20 protein-coding genes are annotated in these 16,940 nt (G+C 45.1%); 4 read left to right on the top strand and 16 right to left on the bottom strand.

The window, feature by feature from the left end; all coding sequences use genetic code 11:
* Position 1 precedes the first annotated feature (1 nt).
* The 9 genes from ccsB to M4I42_RS03125 form a co-directional block, all read right to left on the bottom strand.
* Entirely contained in the window at positions 2-1,186 is a 1,185-nt protein-coding gene (gene ccsB, locus M4I42_RS03085) for a c-type cytochrome biogenesis protein CcsB (RefSeq protein WP_268850783.1), read from the bottom strand.
* Positions 1,170-2,825 carry a cytochrome c biogenesis protein ResB gene (resB, locus tag M4I42_RS03090; protein WP_268850784.1) on the bottom strand — a complete coding sequence of 552 codons (1,656 nt, stop codon included), beginning with the start codon at positions 2,823-2,825 and terminating at the stop codon, positions 1,170-1,172. The genes ccsB and resB overlap by 17 nt, the downstream gene beginning before the upstream one ends.
* A 12-nt stretch (positions 2,826-2,837) precedes the next feature.
* Entirely contained in the window at positions 2,838-3,362 is a 525-nt protein-coding gene (gene resA, locus M4I42_RS03095) for a thiol-disulfide oxidoreductase ResA (protein WP_268850785.1), read from the bottom strand.
* 135 nt (positions 3,363-3,497) lie between these two features.
* Entirely contained in the window at positions 3,498-4,235 is a 738-nt protein-coding gene (gene rluB, locus M4I42_RS03100) for a 23S rRNA pseudouridine(2605) synthase RluB (protein WP_268850786.1), read from the bottom strand.
* A 116-nt stretch (positions 4,236-4,351) separates the two neighbouring features.
* Positions 4,352-4,885, bottom strand: coding sequence for a spore maturation protein (locus tag M4I42_RS03105; protein WP_268850833.1), 534 nt, complete (start codon positions 4,883-4,885; stop codon positions 4,352-4,354).
* Complete coding sequence (locus M4I42_RS03110; protein ID WP_268850787.1) at positions 4,885-5,478, bottom strand: nucleoside recognition domain-containing protein; 594 nt, start codon at positions 5,476-5,478, stop codon at positions 4,885-4,887. Before M4I42_RS03110 ends, M4I42_RS03105 begins: the two co-directional genes overlap by 1 nt.
* Positions 5,471-6,610 carry a D-alanyl-D-alanine carboxypeptidase family protein gene (locus M4I42_RS03115; RefSeq protein WP_268850788.1) on the bottom strand — a complete coding sequence of 380 codons (1,140 nt, stop codon included), beginning with the start codon at positions 6,608-6,610 and terminating at the stop codon, positions 5,471-5,473. Before M4I42_RS03115 ends, M4I42_RS03110 begins: the two co-directional genes overlap by 8 nt.
* Positions 6,611-6,701: 91 nt before the next feature.
* Entirely contained in the window at positions 6,702-7,850 is a 1,149-nt protein-coding gene (locus M4I42_RS03120; protein ID WP_442864069.1) for a superoxide dismutase, read from the bottom strand.
* 78 nt (positions 7,851-7,928) lie between these two features.
* Positions 7,929-9,434 (bottom strand): LuxR C-terminal-related transcriptional regulator, encoded by a 1,506-nt coding sequence (locus M4I42_RS03125; protein ID WP_268850789.1) that lies wholly within the window; start codon positions 9,432-9,434, stop codon positions 7,929-7,931.
* A 247-nt stretch (positions 9,435-9,681) separates the two neighbouring features.
* On the opposite strand from M4I42_RS03125, the gene M4I42_RS03130 reads away from it, so the two are divergent.
* The 3 genes from M4I42_RS03130 (at position 9,682) to M4I42_RS03140 (ending at position 11,595) form a co-directional block, all read left to right on the top strand.
* Positions 9,682-10,263 (top strand): DUF6230 family protein, encoded by a 582-nt coding sequence (locus M4I42_RS03130; protein WP_268850790.1) that lies wholly within the window; start codon positions 9,682-9,684, stop codon positions 10,261-10,263.
* 22 nt (positions 10,264-10,285) lie between these two features.
* Positions 10,286-10,723 carry a DUF6114 domain-containing protein gene (locus M4I42_RS03135; protein ID WP_268850791.1) on the top strand — a complete coding sequence of 146 codons (438 nt, stop codon included), beginning with the start codon at positions 10,286-10,288 and terminating at the stop codon, positions 10,721-10,723.
* 137 nt (positions 10,724-10,860) lie between these two features.
* The gene (locus tag M4I42_RS03140; protein ID WP_268850792.1) at positions 10,861-11,595 is read left to right on the top strand and encodes a hypothetical protein; all 735 of its coding nucleotides are present in this window, start codon (positions 10,861-10,863) and stop codon (positions 11,593-11,595) included.
* 26 nt (positions 11,596-11,621) lie between these two features.
* Here the strand turns inward: M4I42_RS03140 and M4I42_RS03145 are convergent, their stop codons facing one another.
* Genes M4I42_RS03145 through M4I42_RS03160 form a run of 4 tightly spaced genes read right to left on the bottom strand, consistent with a single transcriptional unit; the run spans position 11,622 to position 13,921 of the window.
* Positions 11,622-12,113, bottom strand: a complete 492-nt coding sequence (locus M4I42_RS03145) for a DUF3907 family protein (RefSeq protein ID WP_268850793.1) — start codon at positions 12,111-12,113, stop codon at positions 11,622-11,624.
* Positions 12,114-12,130: 17 nt separating this feature from the next.
* The gene (locus M4I42_RS03150) at positions 12,131-12,550 is read right to left on the bottom strand and encodes a hypothetical protein (RefSeq protein ID WP_268850794.1); all 420 of its coding nucleotides are present in this window, start codon (positions 12,548-12,550) and stop codon (positions 12,131-12,133) included.
* A 50-nt stretch (positions 12,551-12,600) separates the two neighbouring features.
* Positions 12,601-13,185: an SMC-Scp complex subunit ScpB gene (scpB, locus tag M4I42_RS03155; RefSeq protein ID WP_268850795.1), complete on the bottom strand. Its 585-nt coding sequence runs from the start codon at positions 13,183-13,185 to the stop codon at positions 12,601-12,603.
* Positions 13,175-13,921 carry a segregation/condensation protein A gene (locus tag M4I42_RS03160; protein ID WP_268850796.1) on the bottom strand — a complete coding sequence of 249 codons (747 nt, stop codon included), beginning with the start codon at positions 13,919-13,921 and terminating at the stop codon, positions 13,175-13,177. The genes scpB and M4I42_RS03160 overlap by 11 nt, the downstream gene beginning before the upstream one ends.
* Before the next feature lie 365 nt (positions 13,922-14,286).
* Here M4I42_RS03160 and M4I42_RS03165 point away from each other — a divergent pair, with 365 nt between their 5' ends.
* Positions 14,287-14,793 (top strand): DUF309 domain-containing protein, encoded by a 507-nt coding sequence (locus M4I42_RS03165; RefSeq protein ID WP_268850835.1) that lies wholly within the window; start codon positions 14,287-14,289, stop codon positions 14,791-14,793.
* 8 nt (positions 14,794-14,801) lie between these two features.
* Here M4I42_RS03165 and M4I42_RS03170 read toward each other — a convergent pair whose 3' ends face one another.
* The 3 genes from M4I42_RS03170 to M4I42_RS03180 all read right to left on the bottom strand — a co-directional run bounded on the left by M4I42_RS03170 (position 14,802) and on the right by M4I42_RS03180 (position 16,927).
* Entirely contained in the window at positions 14,802-15,146 is a 345-nt protein-coding gene (locus tag M4I42_RS03170; protein ID WP_268850797.1) for a GNAT family N-acetyltransferase, read from the bottom strand.
* A gap of 103 nt (positions 15,147-15,249) precedes the next feature.
* Entirely contained in the window at positions 15,250-15,714 is a 465-nt protein-coding gene (gene ribH, locus M4I42_RS03175; protein ID WP_268850798.1) for a 6,7-dimethyl-8-ribityllumazine synthase, read from the bottom strand.
* Positions 15,715-15,733: 19 nt separating this feature from the next.
* Positions 15,734-16,927, bottom strand: coding sequence for a bifunctional 3,4-dihydroxy-2-butanone-4-phosphate synthase/GTP cyclohydrolase II (locus M4I42_RS03180; RefSeq protein ID WP_268850799.1), 1,194 nt, complete (start codon positions 16,925-16,927; stop codon positions 15,734-15,736).
* Between the last annotated feature and the right edge of the window lie 13 nt (positions 16,928-16,940).

A 16,940-nucleotide genomic window follows, 5' to 3' on the forward strand; every position in this document is an offset into this window, starting at 1 on the left:
TTTACATACCGGCATACGAATGCAGACCGGCAATGACAAGGTTCACGGCTACAAGATTAAACATGATGATCGCAAAACCGATGACCGCAAGCCATGCCGATTTTTCCCCATGCCATCCTTTCGATAAGCGAAGGTGTAAAAACGCCGCATAAAACAGCCACGTAATGAGCGCCCATACTTCTTTCGGGTCCCATCCCCAGAAGCGCGTCCACGCAATTTGCGCCCAAATCATCGCGAAAATAAGCGCACCGAGCGTAAACACCGGAAATCCGATCGCCACCGCACGATAACTAATTTCATCCGTTAAATCTAAATTGACGTTTTTCACAAGCGGCTGAAGAGCGGCGGCCACGCGCTTCCGCAACACAAGTCGGAACAACAAATAAAGCACCGCTCCGCCAAACAATGACCAAATGACAGTATTTAACCTTTTCGCATTAATAATCGCTGGCATTTCGGCAAGCGGTTGAAAACGGTCAGCGCTTTCTTTTTCTAACTGTCCTTGATTCGGACCGACGAGCGCTGGCATATTATAGATTACTTCTTTTTCCATGCCGTTTTTGTCGATCCATTTAAACTTCGCCTCATAACCAGCGATACTAAATGCGCTCGAAACAGCGACAAAGCCGAGCGTTGTGATCAAACAAAACAGCACAAACTCCAACCAAAACGTGCGCTTGCTCGGCTTCGATTGATCGACAGCACGAATTAAATAAATGAGTCCCGCTGCAAAACTAACCGCCAAAATCGCTTCCCCAGCGGCCGCTGTCGTCACATGGATCTTCAACCAGTCACTCTGTAACGCCGGAATAAGCGGCGTAATCTCGCGCGGGAACATGCTTGCATAAGCGATCATGAGCAATGCGATCGGCAATGTGAATAATCCGAGCACGCTTGTTTTATAAATAAAATAAATAATGATAAAGGCGGCGACCAGCATCATCCCGAAAAAGGTGATGTACTCAAATAAGTTGCTGACCGGCGCGTGTCCCGCCGCAATCCACCTTATAATAAAATACCCTAATTGGGAAATAAATCCTGCGATCGTAACTGTAATCCCAATCGTTGCCCAGCGACTCGTGCGCGATGCTCCTTTTTTATCACGAATCGTGCCGCCAAAAAAGAGCGTTCCAATCAAATATAGAACAAATGCGATATACAGCAATGTGCTACTGAGTTGCACCATGCTCGTTCCCTCCTTGCGCTGCTTTCTTCTCCATTCCCACCTGATCGATCGGCATCGTTAACCCTGTTCCTTCGATGATCGATTTAATTTCATTTTTTAATCCGAACCAGTTTTTATTCGTATGGGCCGCAAGCCATACTTCCCCGTTTACTCGCTTAAGCCAAATGCGGCGATGGTTCCAATACATTCCTTGAATAACCCCAATCATAAAAATCGTTCCACCCACGCCTAAAATCCATAACGTAAAATCACGGCGCACCGTTAAAGCGGATACATTTCTCGTTTCGATGCCGGCAAACGCCATTTTGTACTTGTTGCTACCAAACGGCTCAATCGTCTGGCGGATCGCTACGAAACTCACTTCCCCTTTCGGCTTGTCCGGTGCGTACATTTTAAAGACGAACGCCGGATTGTTCGGAATTTTTGTTTTCGTCGCCGGATTACCGTCATTATCAAAATAAAAATCAGGAAAATAGCTGAGCAGCTCCACCCGATATCCTTTTCCCAAGTTGTAAGAAGGCGTCGGATTGCGCAGATCAACCGTCACTGTTCCAAACGATGTCCCCGTTTTTTTGTCGATGAGCTGAAACGACATTTTGCTTAGTTCATTCAATTTAAAATCGACTTGGTAAAGCGCATAATGATCATATTTTAACGGATCGTTTACACGAATCTTATATTCTTTTACTTTTTGTAATTTCGGCTCTTCTCCTGGGATGACCGGACCGACGCGCTTATACAAAACGGCATTTGTCTGATATGTTTTAGCCACCATACCGCTGCCGACGCGGTCAATCGCTGCATTAAACACTTCGTTTTCTTTCCCTTTTTCGTACGTTTCAAAAATAAACTTTTCGTTTTTCAAAAAATATTTCCCGTTTGTTCCCGGAATTTCTTTCGTTTCGCCTTCGCGAATCCAGAGCACTTTATCGACATACATTCCAGGCACAAAGCGAAGCATCGCCCCGATTAAGAAAATAATTAATCCAATATGGTTGACGTACGGACCCCATCGCGAAAAGCGCCCTTTTTCGGCGAGAATGTTACCGTTTTCTTCACGGATGTGATAGCGGCGTTTCGCTAGACGCTCTTTCAGCGTTTCAAAAAGGCGCTCATCATTCACATTCGTTATGCTGAATAAGCGCTGGCGGCGCAAAAAGGTTTCATGACGCGCCACCCCTTGATTGTTCAGCGCGCGATAAAGCGGAATCACCCGGTCTAAACTGCAAATGACGAGCGAAACACCGATTGAGGCAAGCAACAGCATGTACCACCATGAACCGTATAAATTGTTGAATCCGAGCTCATAATATAATTTCCCTGCCCACCCGTACTGATCTTCATAATATTGGGCCGGTGTTACGTTCGGTGGCAAATACATTTGTTGTGGAAAAATCGTACCAATTGCCGATGCAATCAATGTGATGACAATGAGCCATACGCCGACTTTGACTGATGAAAAAAAATTCCAAATTTTATCTATGATCGTTTTGTTGTACGTTTGGGAGCGGCGGGCGCTTCCTTCATAGCGCATATCCAATAACGGTTTCGTTGTTTCTTCAATCGGCTTCCCGCACGACTCACAAAAAGCTGTGCCATATGGATTGACGTGACCACATTCGCATTTTACTTGTTCCATGACAAAAACTCCCTACGGTTTAATGCTTTCCATGTATTGTTTAACCATCTCTTCTGTCATCGTTCCAGTAATAATTTGTTTAATTTTTCCGTCTTTATCAATTAAAAACGTCGTTGGCAACGGGTCGATTTCATAAGCGTTCATCACTTGGTCTTCGCGGTCAATGACAACCGGAAATGTCAGCCCGAACCGGTCGACAAATTTTTGCACGCTTAATTTTGGTTCGCCGACATTGACCGCCAGCACTTCGACCCCTTGTTTTTTATAGACCGCATATTGCCGGTTAATATACGGCATTTCTCGTTCACACGGCTTGCACCACGTTCCCCAGAAGTTTAAAAATACTCCTTTGCCGCGGTAATCAGAAAGGCGGTGCTTTTTTCCGTTCAAATCGGTTAGCACAAAATCCGGAGCGGTTGCACCAACTTTAATTTCCGTTTTTTCGGTAAAAAAGTTCGAGTAAATCGTATACCCGACAGCCGCTAACAAAAGCAATAAAATAACCGTCCGCATCACAAGTCGCTGTTTTTTCATCATCCAACTCTCCCATAACGAAAGATATGCCATTTTTCATTATAGCAATATCCACTGCACCCATAATGAAAACTATGTGAACATTATGTGACAAACACGAAAAGCGTGGGCGACTGGGTAGCTGCGACTAACGCTAGGCTATACGCGCGCGTGCTCGCCGGATAGCGCAAGCGCCCGCAATTGTTTCACCTCATGCGGTGTTAATTCTCGATAGTCGCCAGGATTCAACCCTTTTAAATCAAGAAAAGCATAGCGCTCTCGCTTTAATTTCATTACTTGGCAACCGATCGCTTCAAACATGCGGCGCACTTGGCGGTTGCGCCCTTCGTGAATGCGAACTTCGATAATCGCCGTTTTCTTTCGTTTATCAAGTGAAAGCATTTTCACTTTTGCCGGTGCAGTCATCCCGTCTTCGAGCATAATGCCTTTTTCCAACTGTTTCAGTTGTTCTCTTCGCGGAATCCCTTTTACTTTCGCTACATATACTTTTTGGATTTCATAGCGCGGATGCATTAATAGGTTCGCGAAATCGCCGTCATTCGTCAATAACAACAGCCCCGATGTATCGTAATCCAACCGACCGATTGGATAAATACGCTGGCGCAACTCTTTAAAAAAGTCCGTTACCACTTTCCGCCCTTTGTCGTCTTTCACGCTGGAAATGACACCGCGCGGCTTATAAAAAAGGTAGTAAACCGGCTCTTCTCTCTCGACCGGAATGCCATCCACTTCAATTTTATCTTGCGGACCAACTTTCACGCCTAGTTCGGTCACGATGTTGCCGTTCACTTTCACTTTTCCTTGTAAAATCAGCTCTTCTGCTTTCCTTCTCGATGCAATGCCCGAGTGGGCAATCACTTTCTGCAATCGTTCCATCGCTTTCACCTCATCACTCATCTTACTCTTTTCGACAAAAAGATACAAGCGTGCCATCCTATTTTTATCATACTACGTTTTCTTGCGTAAACAAAAAAGCAACCGCAACCGGTTGCCTATTTTCCGAATACAAGCAATACGATGAAAAAAGAAACGACGAAGCTTAAGATGTCGGCTAAAACGCCGACTTTTAACGCATCGCCCATTTTTTTGATGCCGACGGCTCCAAAATAAACGGTGAGCACGTACAACGTAGTTTCCGTGCTGCCTTGAATCGTGGAAGCGAGCCGACCGATAAACGAATCCGGACCGTATGTCGCAATCAAATCAGTCGTCATTCCTAAAGCGGCGGTGCCGGAAATCGTGCGCACAATTGCCAACGGGATGACTTCCGGTGGCATCCCGATTGCCTCGGCTAACGGCTTAATAAACCCCATCAAATAGTCAAGCGCACCGGACGCACGAAAAATCGACACTGACACAAGCATGCCAACTAAATACGGAATAATCGAAAAAGCGATGTGAATGCCTTCTTTTCCCCCTTCGACAAACGATTCATACGTCGGTACGCGCTTCCACGTCCCGTATAACAAAATAAATCCGATAATGGCTGGAATAAGCCAAAGCGAAATCCATTGCACAAACGCCATCATCGCTTCCCACCTCGCGTCCGTTTCCAGTAATAATACCGGTCAATAAAAATCGCACCAATCGTCGCTAGCGAGGAAGCGATGAACGTTGTTCCAATAATTTCCCCTGGCGACGCCGAGCCGTACGTCATGCGAATCGAGATGACCGTTGCGGGAATAAGGGTAATTCCTGACGTATTCATCGCCAAAAACGTTACCATTGACCGGCTTGCCGTTTCGCGCTCTCCGTTTAGCTTTTTCAATTCTTCCATCGCTTTAATGCCAAGCGGGGTGGCCGCATTGCCAAGCCCGAACATATTCGCAACCATATTCGAAACGATATACCCAAGCGCCGGATGATCTTTCGGCACTTCTGGAAACAGCCGCCGCACAAACGGAGTGAATAAACGAGCAAGCTTCGCAAGCAATCCTGCATCTTCGGCAATTTTCATCAATCCAAGCCAAAATACTAAAATGCTAATCATCCCAATGCTAATTGTCACCGCTTCTTTTGCACTTTTAAAAACCGCTTCATTTACTTCTTCCATCGTGCCGTTGATCGCCGCAAAAACAATGCCAATAAGCGCCATGGCCGCCCAAATCAAATTAACCATCGTGCCCCACACCTAAAAAGAACACAAGTTTCCAAATGGAACCGTTCGTTTGTTTGCTTTGGCGCTTTTTATACAAAAGCGGGACTTCATCGACCGGTTGTCCATCTAAATATAGTACTGCTTTGCCAACAACGGTCGGAATAAGCGCTCGCTCTTCTTTCCATTGTTCTTTCGGCCGAAGAAGCTGAATGTGCACGCGCAATTTTTCCATTTCTTCTTTTGTGACGGGATATACTAAATCGCGGGATGCTTGCAGATGGTTTCGATAAAACTTGTCGTTTACACGTTGCCCGATTCGCTCTTTGCTCACTTTCGCAAGCACATAATGGTCAAATCCGTATTCGTACATGGAAATATGGTCGTTCCAATCATCAGGGGCGTTGAGCGTCACCGCGATTAATTCTAGCCCGTCTTTTTCCGCACTCGTCACAAGCGTCCGCTTCGCTCGTTTCGTATAGCCTGTTTTGCCGCCTGTACAATATTCGTACAAGTTCGTTAACAATTTGTTTTTATTGCGCCAGATCCGATCCCAATTTTCATCGGGATTCGGAGCACGGTATACTTTCGTACCGGAAATTTTGCGAAACGTGTCGTTATACATCGCATAGCGCATTAATAGCGCCATATCATACGCGGTGGAATAATGGTTTTCCGCATCATCAAGCCCGTGTGGATTGGCAAAATGTGTGTCGCGCATCCCAATTTCGGCTGCTTTTTGATTCATTAAAAACACAAATCCTTCCACACTGCCGCCGACATGTTCCGCAATCGCCACCGCCGCATCGTTCCCTGAACGGAGCATAAGCCCATAGACAAGGTCGCGCAATTTAATTTTTTCCCCTTCTTTCAAATAGATGGAAGAACCTTCTGCTCGTACCGCGCGGGCGCTTACCGTCACTGTTTCATCTAGTTTCCCTGACTCAATCGCCAAAATGGCCGTCATAATTTTTGTAATGCTCGCAATGCGCCGCTTCGTATGGGCGTCTTTTTCAAACAATACTCGACCTGACGTCTGTTCCATTAAAATCGCGCTTTGCGCGCTGACGTCTTGCGCTTTCGTCCGCTGCGGAATGCATGAAAAAATCATTGCCAGCACCACAATGCAAGCGAGCCATCGTTTCCTTTGCCGCATGTAACCCCATCCCTTTTGCCGTTTTGTACAAGTGTATGCAGCAGAAAAAGGGATATGCGTAAAAGCGGGCGGGAATGTCCCGCCCTGTTTGTTAGAACGGTTTCCAGCGCAGTTTGCTCGCCTGCTCAAATCGTTGTTCCACATCACGCCAGTTGACAACGTTCCACCAGCTGTTAATGTAAGCAGCACGGTCGTTTTTATATTGCAAATAATACGCATGTTCCCACACATCAAGAACAAGCAGCGGAATCGTATCCCATTGCGTCATTAGTTGATGTTTTTCTGTCTGTAAAATTTCTAACCGATGGGCGCGTGGCGACCAGACAAGAATCGCCCAGCCGACTCCTTCTACTTTTTTCGCTGCTTCAGTAAAATGGTTTTTAAAACGGGCAACGCTGCCGAAATCTGTTTTGATTTGTTCAAGCAATGCCCCTTTTGGCTCGCCACCGCCTTTTGGCGTCATATTATACCAAAAAATTGTATGCAAATAATGGCCAGAGCCGTGAAACGCCGCTTCGCGCTCCCAATGGGTAAGCAGTTCGTAATCGTTCGTTTCCCGCGCTTTTTCCATCATTTTTTCCGCCTTATTCAATCCGTCGACATAACTTTGATGGTGCTTCGTATGATGAAGGTACATAATTTCCCGAGAGATATGCGGTTCTAGCGCATCATAACGGTACGGCAACGGTGGCAGCGTATGTCCGCCAGCAGCGCGTTCCGTCACTTCCTCGCTTGTTTCTTCCGCTCGTTCGAGCAGTTGTTCTCCTTCTTCATCCGTTGCCGGTTCTTCCCCATGTGAAGCGCGCTGCACTGCCTGTGCATAAAGCGATGCGACCGTTGCTTCCACCTCTTTCACCGCTTCTTCTGCCCATTCCCCTTCGTGCGTAGAAAGACGCGTGAGCAGCTCTTCCGCATCTTCTCGCAGTTCATCATCCTCCGCTACTTGTTTTCCCCATGCAATTACTGCTTCGATGTATTGGTCAACCGACATTTCCTCTACTTCCGCTTCTCTCTCTTCTTGCTCGACCGCTTCATCATGCGTTTGCACCGCCCGTTCATAAAGCGATGCAACCGCTGCTTCCACCTCTTTCACCGCTTCTTCCGTCCATCCCCCTTCGTGCGAAGAAAGATGCGTGAGCAATTCCTCTGCCTCTTTGCGCATTTCGCTTCGTTCTGCTACCTGGATCGCCCATTCCTTCACCGCTTCGATGTATTGTTCCCATTGCACTTGTTGTTCCATGGCCAACCTCCTCATTTTTTTATCCGCCATTATCGTATGAGGAGCGGGAGGAAATCGTTCTTGTCCTTGTGAAACGATTTATTGAATAATCCCAAGGCGCATCGCTTTCGCAACCAATTCCGTACGGTTTTTCGCATGCAATTTCTTCATCAGACTAGAAATATAATCTCTTACTGTAAATTCACTCAAATATAGTTGTGAAGCAGCTTCAGCAGTCGATGCACCATCGGCAAGTAGCTTCATGATTTCGATTTCTCGTAAGGAAAAAGAACCGGCATTCCCACCTAAAGACTGCTTTTGAACAGGCGCCTCTATAAACCGCAACAACAATTCCCCCGCGCTTTGTCCAAATTTCATCAAGGCTGGAAATAAGCTGCGATCAACTGCAAAATGTTTGCCGGCTCCTTGATCTAATACAATCCCCCCAATAATTTTTCCTTCGGTTGGCACATAGACAGGAACAATAACAAGAGATACAATCCCAAATTTTTTTATATAATTTTCAGGAAACTCCTTATTCGCAAACGGAATATAAATTGGCTGAAAATGTTTCATATCATGATGTTGCGATTTCAACTTCCCGATGCTTTCGTTCACAATCGGAATATTTGCAATTTCATCGGTAATCGCTTGAATTTCTTCATTGTTCAGCCGATACCCATATAAACCAATAATTTTACTTTCCATATCGGAAAGCCGAAAAAGGGCACAACGCTCAAATGGCAAGAAATAGCCAAATCCAAAACAAATATTTTCCATCGCCTCTTGAAAATTTTGCGAACGAATAATCCACTCGTTAAATAAAATAACTGCATCTTTCCAACGACTTTCTTGCCATCGGCGAAACGTTTTCTCTTCTTCTTCTTGAAACGCACGGAACAAATGAACACTAACCGCCAACCGCTCCGCGACTTCCTTATCTTCCACCCCAAATAAAAGCAATTCGTTTTTCCAAGGAACAGGAAGATGAGAACTCCCTAACGCACTCACAATTTCATCCCAAGAACAAAACATAGTATTTTCATCGAAAATATTTTTGTACGGATGAACACCGATAATTTTTTTGATAGAAAACCCTTCTTTTTTTTCTTCAATTCTTGCAACCCATTGGGTTGGTAGGTTAGGGTTACTTAATAACCGCTCACACACATCGTCTATTTGTATTTCTTGACGATACAAATAAAGCATCGCCTCGCTTATTTTTGAAAACAAATAATGCACGGAAGGATGTAGTTTAGAGGAATAGGCAATTCGCTTCTTCAAAACTTTATGAGCTGCGTTTTCTAATAAGTTTAGATGAAAAATAACTAACTCTGGCTCCGGACATCGTTGGAACGTTTCCATCCACTCTGTTTGAATAGCTTGAATCACGTCATCAACATTTACACTCCCAATCTTAACAAAAGTGAAATGGCGCAATAAGCATTTTTTCACAAGCGCAAATACATGTACCGGTTTTTCGTTTTGTTGGAGGAAATACAAAATGCGTTGCCATTCTTGCGAAAGGTCTTCTTTGTAGATGCTTAACAAATGAATGGCATTGTTTAAAAGATGGTTTAAATGTTCATGAAGTGTTCGCGACACCTTATCCCCCCTAAATCAAAATAAACGCCTGCTTTACTATTCACCGTACATCGTTCTATCCCTTCTTTATGAAAAAATAGTTCGACTCATTTCTACAAGCTCCTTCCTTTTTTAATTAAAATCCTACAAATGTAGGGATTAACTTTTCTAGGTAGATAGCGTAAAATTTTCAACAAAATAAAGAAAACGTCCATTTTTCCGTAAGCGTTTTCTTTATTTTAAATGTTAAACAAAGGGGGAGAACGTTGTGTCAGAAACGGTGATTGTCGGAGGGTATACGGTTAAAAGGAGGTTATGGTTTGCACTGTTAGGCGGTTTTTTATTTTTAGGCATTCTTCTTTCGTTATTCGGGATGACAGGAATGGCCTATGCTGTTCCGCTGAGCGGGTTTGGGGAGTTTACCGTAAAATTTGATAAAATGGTCGGTACAGGCTTTAAGCTATACGGCGGAGCTGCAGATGGGGCAGAAACGAAAAACGTCCCTGTTACTGTTAACGAAATTAATCATGCGACCATTACTGGATTAGAAATCTCTAAAACAATTCCTGCGCTTGGAATTCGGGTCGTGATTTCTTCTGATAAACCGGTCGAAATTGACGGCTTAATTCAAAAAGCAACGCTCATTAACGGTAGCGCACAATTCGGCAATTTAACGATGTCGGAAAATTATGTTGGTGACATTCAAGACCCTGTCCAAAAAATCGTTCGGGAATTTACACAAAGTGCAGATAGCATTGTCATCGAAAACGGCGATTTAAAAACGCTCTACCTTTTCCAAAAAACTGTTTCCCTTCCAGGAATGAAAGTATCGTTTGAAAAACTAAATTAAATTTTTGCGAGGATGATTAGAGATGAGCATGTTTTTTTCCAAACGAGAAGCGTTTAAAGAATGGAAAGCAAGACGCCCTTTTTGGGGAGCGACATTAACGATTTTGTCTGGTTTGGTTATATTATGGATTCCTATCCAGCTTTATGAAGTAGCCATCGTCCCAGGGAGCATTTTGTTTTCAGGGTTCTTTTTAGGTGGGCTTGTGTTCCTTTTAGGGGTTATGTCTTATGCCATGCCAAAATTATCGACTGTATTCGGGATTATCACTATTTTCGCTGCCGTTTTGTCGATCATGGGAGCGCTCGGTGGCTTTTTAGTCGGAACAATTTTAGGCATTATCGGCGGAGCGTTATGTATTGCGTGGAAACCCGAGTTAGCAGTGGTAGAAACAAGCCACCACGATCTGAACGACGACCATTCAGTAGAAAACGAGATTGCATCTGGAATTATGGAGTCTTAAGCTGTGTATTCCCTTCTCGTTATGGAAAACGATTATTTTTATAGTCCATTCGCTAAGAGCCAACTCCCTTGAAAACAGGGGAGGCTCTTTTTTTAAAAGGACAAGCCTATCTGATTATAGAAAAGGTGGTTGCATTGATGAATAGGCGCTTTATCGTTATCATTTTTCTTATTTTTACTAGTGGGGTTTTATTTGTTCGACAAGGGAGTGCTACTACTCCTACGGTTGTCGGTTTTGTTATCGAAGCAACTCGGTTAGAAGCGACGCTGAAATCTGTTTCGCTTGGGACAGGCGATACGGCGGAACAACAAGACGCCCCAATGCTTTCACTTTCGCTCGAACAGGCAGTGGTGGATGGGCTCACGATTCGTAAAATTGTTCGTACTCCATCGGGAAATATAACCGTCCGTATAGCTTCGTCCGACAGTGCTACCTTTCCACAACTAATGGTACAACTATCTAACGCGCAATTTAGTGAAGTATATCAACCAACGGACGGAAAGATTGGGTTTAAGCAATTAAAAATGCTCGCTCACCGTATCGTTTCGGATAACGTTAAACTACCACAATTGCTGATCACCCTAGAAAGTGGAGGAGAGGCAGAAATGACACCGGCCAATGAGGAAGCGTTAGCACAAATGAAAAAAACTCTCGAAACGTTTATAAATAACCCGTCGCAAGTAAATGAGCCGAACCAAACAGAAAACCAGCCGTCTACTGATGGACAAACCGAACAACCAAGTGACCAAGCAGCGGATAACGCTTCGCAAACAAGTGAGCCGAACCAAACAGAAAACCAGCTGTCTACCGATGGACAACCTGAACAGCAAAATGACCAAGCAACAGACGAAAAAGCGGATGCGACAAATTAGGCGCTCCGCTTTTTCCAACGTCCCTTTTATTTCGACTGCATCATTTTTGTCCGGTAGTCGGTTTCGTAAAATTCGAGTTCTTCGCGCATTGCTTGGAAGCTGCTTTCTAGTGAGGAGAGAAGCGCTTTGAGCGATGGCGGCGGCGTTTGCCGGAATTTAATGGAGTTTCGCCCTGTGTAGGCAGATCGGCTGTCTTCGTACCAAGCATCGTTTTTCGGCGCAAAAAATTCGGCAATACACGAATGATAAATGCGGTAGAGCGCTTTTTCAGCAGCCGCTTTGCGGAACGGCTCGTCTTTTAAAACGACGCGGCACGCTTCTAGCCCTTCTTCACAATAAACGACTAAGCGGCGCAAGTTGAGAAGTAGCTGCTCGTAGTACGCCTTATCCCCATCTTCTTGTTCCGCGAGCAGCCCCATAAGCGTCGTTTCGTTCAAATAGTCCGTAATCGCGCGAACGGTCTGCTGCAAAAATGCCTCGACTTGTTTCGTTTGATTCATGACGATTGTATTTGCCATAAAAAGCCCCCCATAATTTAGGATGGTTGCACGATAAATAAAAGTGGCGACGAAAGCACATATTCGCCCGTTGTTTCTAACGCGGCAAATATTTCTGGTAACTTCGCAAAATCAATATGCTCAAAATAGCGGCGAAATTCCTGTTCATCGCTGACATATACGCGTTTCCGATGGCGAAAGCTCGGATTTTTCAACAAACAAACGAGCGCCACAATGTCTTTAAATGAAACATCGCGGCCATTGACCGTAAAAATTGGGTTTTGTGCATACGGAGTAAACGACGGGAACAGTTCATCAAAATAGCGGACGTACAAGACGTGCAACGTCTTTTCCTCTCCGTCTTCGACAAACGTCACCTCCGAGCGATTAAAAAAATCTTCGGATGTGTTCGGTTGTGCTTTTTCGAGTTCGTATCCATAACAGCGGCGAATTCGCATACGTAAGCCTCCCTATATGCAAAAGAGAAAATTTGGTTACTTTTATCTTATCATACTCCCGCGCTATTGTTTAATGTTTCTGCGAATTTTTCGAAGAATAAATCAGCTTCCTGTTCTTCTTGTTCTTCTTGCAACTCTGGAAGCGGCGGCAATTCGTCCAATGTTTTTAATCCGAAGTAGTCTAAAAACTCTTTTGTCGTTCCGTATAAAATCGGCCGCCCTGTCCCTTCCGCTCGTCCGACTTCTTTCACGAGCGCTTTCGCCACTAGCGTCTGGAGTGGTTTATCGCTTTTGACTCCGCGAATTTCCTCAATTTCCGCTCGTGTAATCGGCTGGCGGTACGCGATAATCGCAAGCGTTTCAAGCGCCGCCTGCGACAGCGACGAAGACCCTGGGGACTCGACGAGCTTTTTTAAATACGGGGCGTGCTCTTTTTTCGTCGTTAGCTGAAATACCCCTGCAAGCTCTACAAGCTGAATGCCGCGGCTCGGCGCTTGATACTCTTCTTTCAATGCGGACACAACATCAAGTGCCACTTCTTCTGACACATCAAGCACCGCCGCGATTTGCTTTAGCGACAACCCTTCATCGCCAGCCGCAAATAATAACCCTTCGACAATCGCTTTATACTCCATGTTCCCCCTCCTTGCATACAACAAAAATATCGGCGAAGTTTCGTTCTTGTTCAATCGTCACTAAATTTTTCTTCATTAATTCTAAAAGCGCTAAAAACGTAACAACAACGTATTCGCGGTCATAATACGGAAACAAGTCAAAAAAGTTTTTCCGCTTTTTCGTTTTTCGCAACTCCGTTAAAATTTCTTCCATTCGTCGTTCAATCGGAATTTCTTGCCGCGCGATTTTCGTATGGAGTGGTTTTTGCAGTTTTTTGCGGCGCAACAGTTTCGACAATGCCAACAACATATCGTATACGTTTACCTCTAACGGCCGCTTCTCGATGTCTTCCGCTGCATACATGCTTAAATCGCTCGGCGGCTTTGTAAACAGCAGCGCCCGCTCCTCCTCGCGCTTCTTCAGTTCTTGTGCTGCTTCTTTATATTTTTTATACTCAAGCAATCGATGCATCAATTGTTCGCGCGGGTCTTCTTCCTCTATTTCCCCGTCGAACAATTCTTCTTCGTGCTTTGGCAGCAACATTTTGCTTTTCATCGCTAAAAGTGTTGCCGCCATCACCAAATATTCGCTTGCGACATCTAGCTGCAACTCTTGCATCGCATGAATGTACGCCATATATTGTTCCGTAATTTCCGCGACGGGAATATTATAAATATCAATTTCATATCGGTTGATTAAATGCAACAACAAATCAAGCGGACCTTCAAACGCTTCAATTTTCACTTTATATTGCACACATATCCCACCTTCTCGACACTATCACTAGTATAAGTGACATTTCCGCGTTGTCCAAGCAAATTTTTCACGTGGTTACACGAGCGTTGATTATCCATCATTTTACTAAAAACACAGAATCATATGACTGAACACAAGCTTTTCTGCCTCTTCCCTCGAACAAGAACGCCGGCGGGCAAATGTCATTTGCCCGCAAAGCGTTCGTTGTTCGAGGAGGGCATGCTAATACTCCCAGTCGGCAAGCGAACCGCTTGTCGACTACGGCAGAAAAGCTAGGAATAGAGTGATGTCAACTGGTTTTTAATGGTTAATCAACACACCTGACGTGGTTATGCTACAATCAATGTAGAAGGAAGGTGAATACGTTGTATCCATCCGCGTATCTCGAATATTTATATCATTTTCATGCCGACCGCGACTACTTTGAATGCCATGAGCTATTAGAAGAGCATTGGAAACAAGACGGAAAAAAGCATGTGTGGGCGTTGCTTATCCAAATTGCCGTCGCGCTTTATCATCATCGGCGCGGTAACATTTCTGGGGCAAAACGAATGATGCAAAAAGCAAGCACGTTGCTTGAACAAGAAAAAGACGCGGTCCGGCGGCTCGGGCTGGACGAGGAAAAACTTGCGGGGCTTTTAAAGCAGTATATCAAGCAAATCAATGAAGGAAAGCCGTACGAAAGCATTGCATTGCCGATCAACGACGAAACGCTCTTACAAACATGCCTTGCCCTCTGCAAGCAAAAAGGAGGCGTCTGGGGGCAAAAAAGCGATATGGCGAACGAATTTTTGCTGCATAAACATATGTTGCGCGACCGTTCAGACGTCATCGCCGCTAGGGCGGCGAAAAAGAAAAGGCTGCCGAGCTAGGCAGCCTTTTACAATCCACACTTTTCTAAAAATGCAGCGGTAAATTCGTTCGCTTTTAACTCATGGTTTGGGTACAAGTCTTTTAACGCTTTTACCATTTTTTTGCCGATCCCTTGGTGGCGGTGCGACGGATTGACGCTAATATGCTGAATTTCTACTTGTCCAGCGCGCAGCACCACGCCAATAATGCCGATAACGTCTTCTTCCTCTTTCCATAAAAACAGTTGCCAGTCGTCGTTCGTTTCGTAATGCTTCATCGTTTGTTGCAATTTTTTCAGTTCTTTTTCTGTCGGCATAAACGACAGAAGTCCCATTGCAATTTTCTCATAGTTTTTTCGATAGCGAATTAACATAAAAGAACCCCTCATTACTGGCGATACTTTTCCTCGACAGAAAAGTACAAAAGTCGTTTTCTCATTACGTATTATAAACGGTATTTTGCTCCTTGTGAACTACTTATGCGAAAGAACGAAGAAGATTTGCCATTTCGATAGCGCCAACCGCTGCTTCCCACCCTTTGTTTCCTGCTTTTGTGCCAGCACGCTCAATCGCCTGCTCGATGGTGTCGGTCGTCAACACCCCGAAAATGACCGGCGTTCCTGTCGAAAGCGCCGCATGGGAAACGCCTTTTGCCACTTCGTTGCACACGTAGTCGTAATGGCTCGTTGCACCACGAATGACCGTACCGAGCGCAATGACCGCATCGTATTGTTTCGACTCTGCCATTTTTTTGGCGACAAGCGGAATTTCAAACGCCCCTGGCACCCATGCGACCGTCACATCGTTTTCTTCTACACCGTGTCGTTTCAACCCGTCTAATGCTCCCGATAACAGCTTGCTTGTAATAAATTCATTAAATCGCGAGACGACGATTCCGACCTTTAATCCAGTACCAACTAAATTCCCTTCCATCACTCTCATGTTTCTTCCTCCTGCACTATTAAAAATGTAACATATGCCCTAATTTTTCGTATTTCGTTTTTAAATATTTTTCATTTTCTTTTTTCGCTGGCATTTGCAGCGGAACGCGCTCAACGACCTCTAAATCATACCCTTTTAAGCCGGCGATTTTGCGCGGGTTGTTCGTCAATAGGCGCATTTTCGTCACGCCTAAATCTTTTAAAATTTGCGCCCCAATCCCGTAGTCGCGCAAGTCGGCTGGAAAGCCAAGCTTTTCGTTCGCCTCGACCGTATCGTAGCCTTGTTCTTGCAATTTATACGCGCGCAATTTGTTCAATAAGCCAATGCCGCGACCTTCTTGGCGCATGTAAAGCAAAATGCCGCGACCTTCTTCTTCAATTTGCCGCAATGCCGCATGAAGCTGCGGACCGCAATCGCAACGGTACGAACCGAACACATCCCCTGTTAAGCACTCCGAATGAACGCGAACGAGAATCGGCTCATCCGGAATAACTTCACCTTTGACGAGCGCGACATGCTCTTTTCCGTCGACGGAATTCGTATAGCCAATCGCTTTAAATTCGCCAAACTCTGTCGGCAGCGTAATTTCGACTTCGCGTTTGACGAGTTTTTCTTTTCGGTTTCGGTATTGAATTAAATCTTTAATCGTAATCATTTTTAGCCCAAATTCGTCCGCGATTTTTCGCAAGTCGGGCACGCGCGCCATCGTCCCGTCTTCTTTAATAATTTCACAAATGACGCCCGCTGGCTTTGCTCCGCATAGCCGCGCTAAGTCCACTGCTGCTTCCGTATGCCCAGCGCGGCGCAACACCCCGCCTTTTTTCGCCACAAGCGGAAAGACGTGGCCAGGGCGTTTAAAATCGCTCGCTTTCGCATTCGGGTTCAATAGCTCTTGAATCGTTCGCGACCGCTCATGGGCGCTAATCCCCGTCGTCGTCGATTTATGGTCGATACTGACGGTAAACGCCGTACCGTGCGGGTCGGTGTTATGGTTGACCATCGGCGCTAAATCGAGCTTGTCCGCCAACTCTTCTGTAATCGGCACACACACAAGCCCGCGCCCGTACTTAATCATAAAATTAATAACTTCTGGCGTGGCTTTTTCCGCAAGCGCGACAAAATCGCCTTCGTTTTCCCGATCTTCATCGTCGCAAACGATCACGACATTTCCTTGCATTAACTCATAAATGGCTTCTTCGATTGTATGAAACATAAAATCCCCTCCA

This window comes from Anoxybacillus sp. J5B_2022, from assembly GCF_026847645.1.
Classification (GTDB): domain Bacteria; phylum Bacillota; class Bacilli; order Bacillales; family Anoxybacillaceae; genus Anoxybacteroides.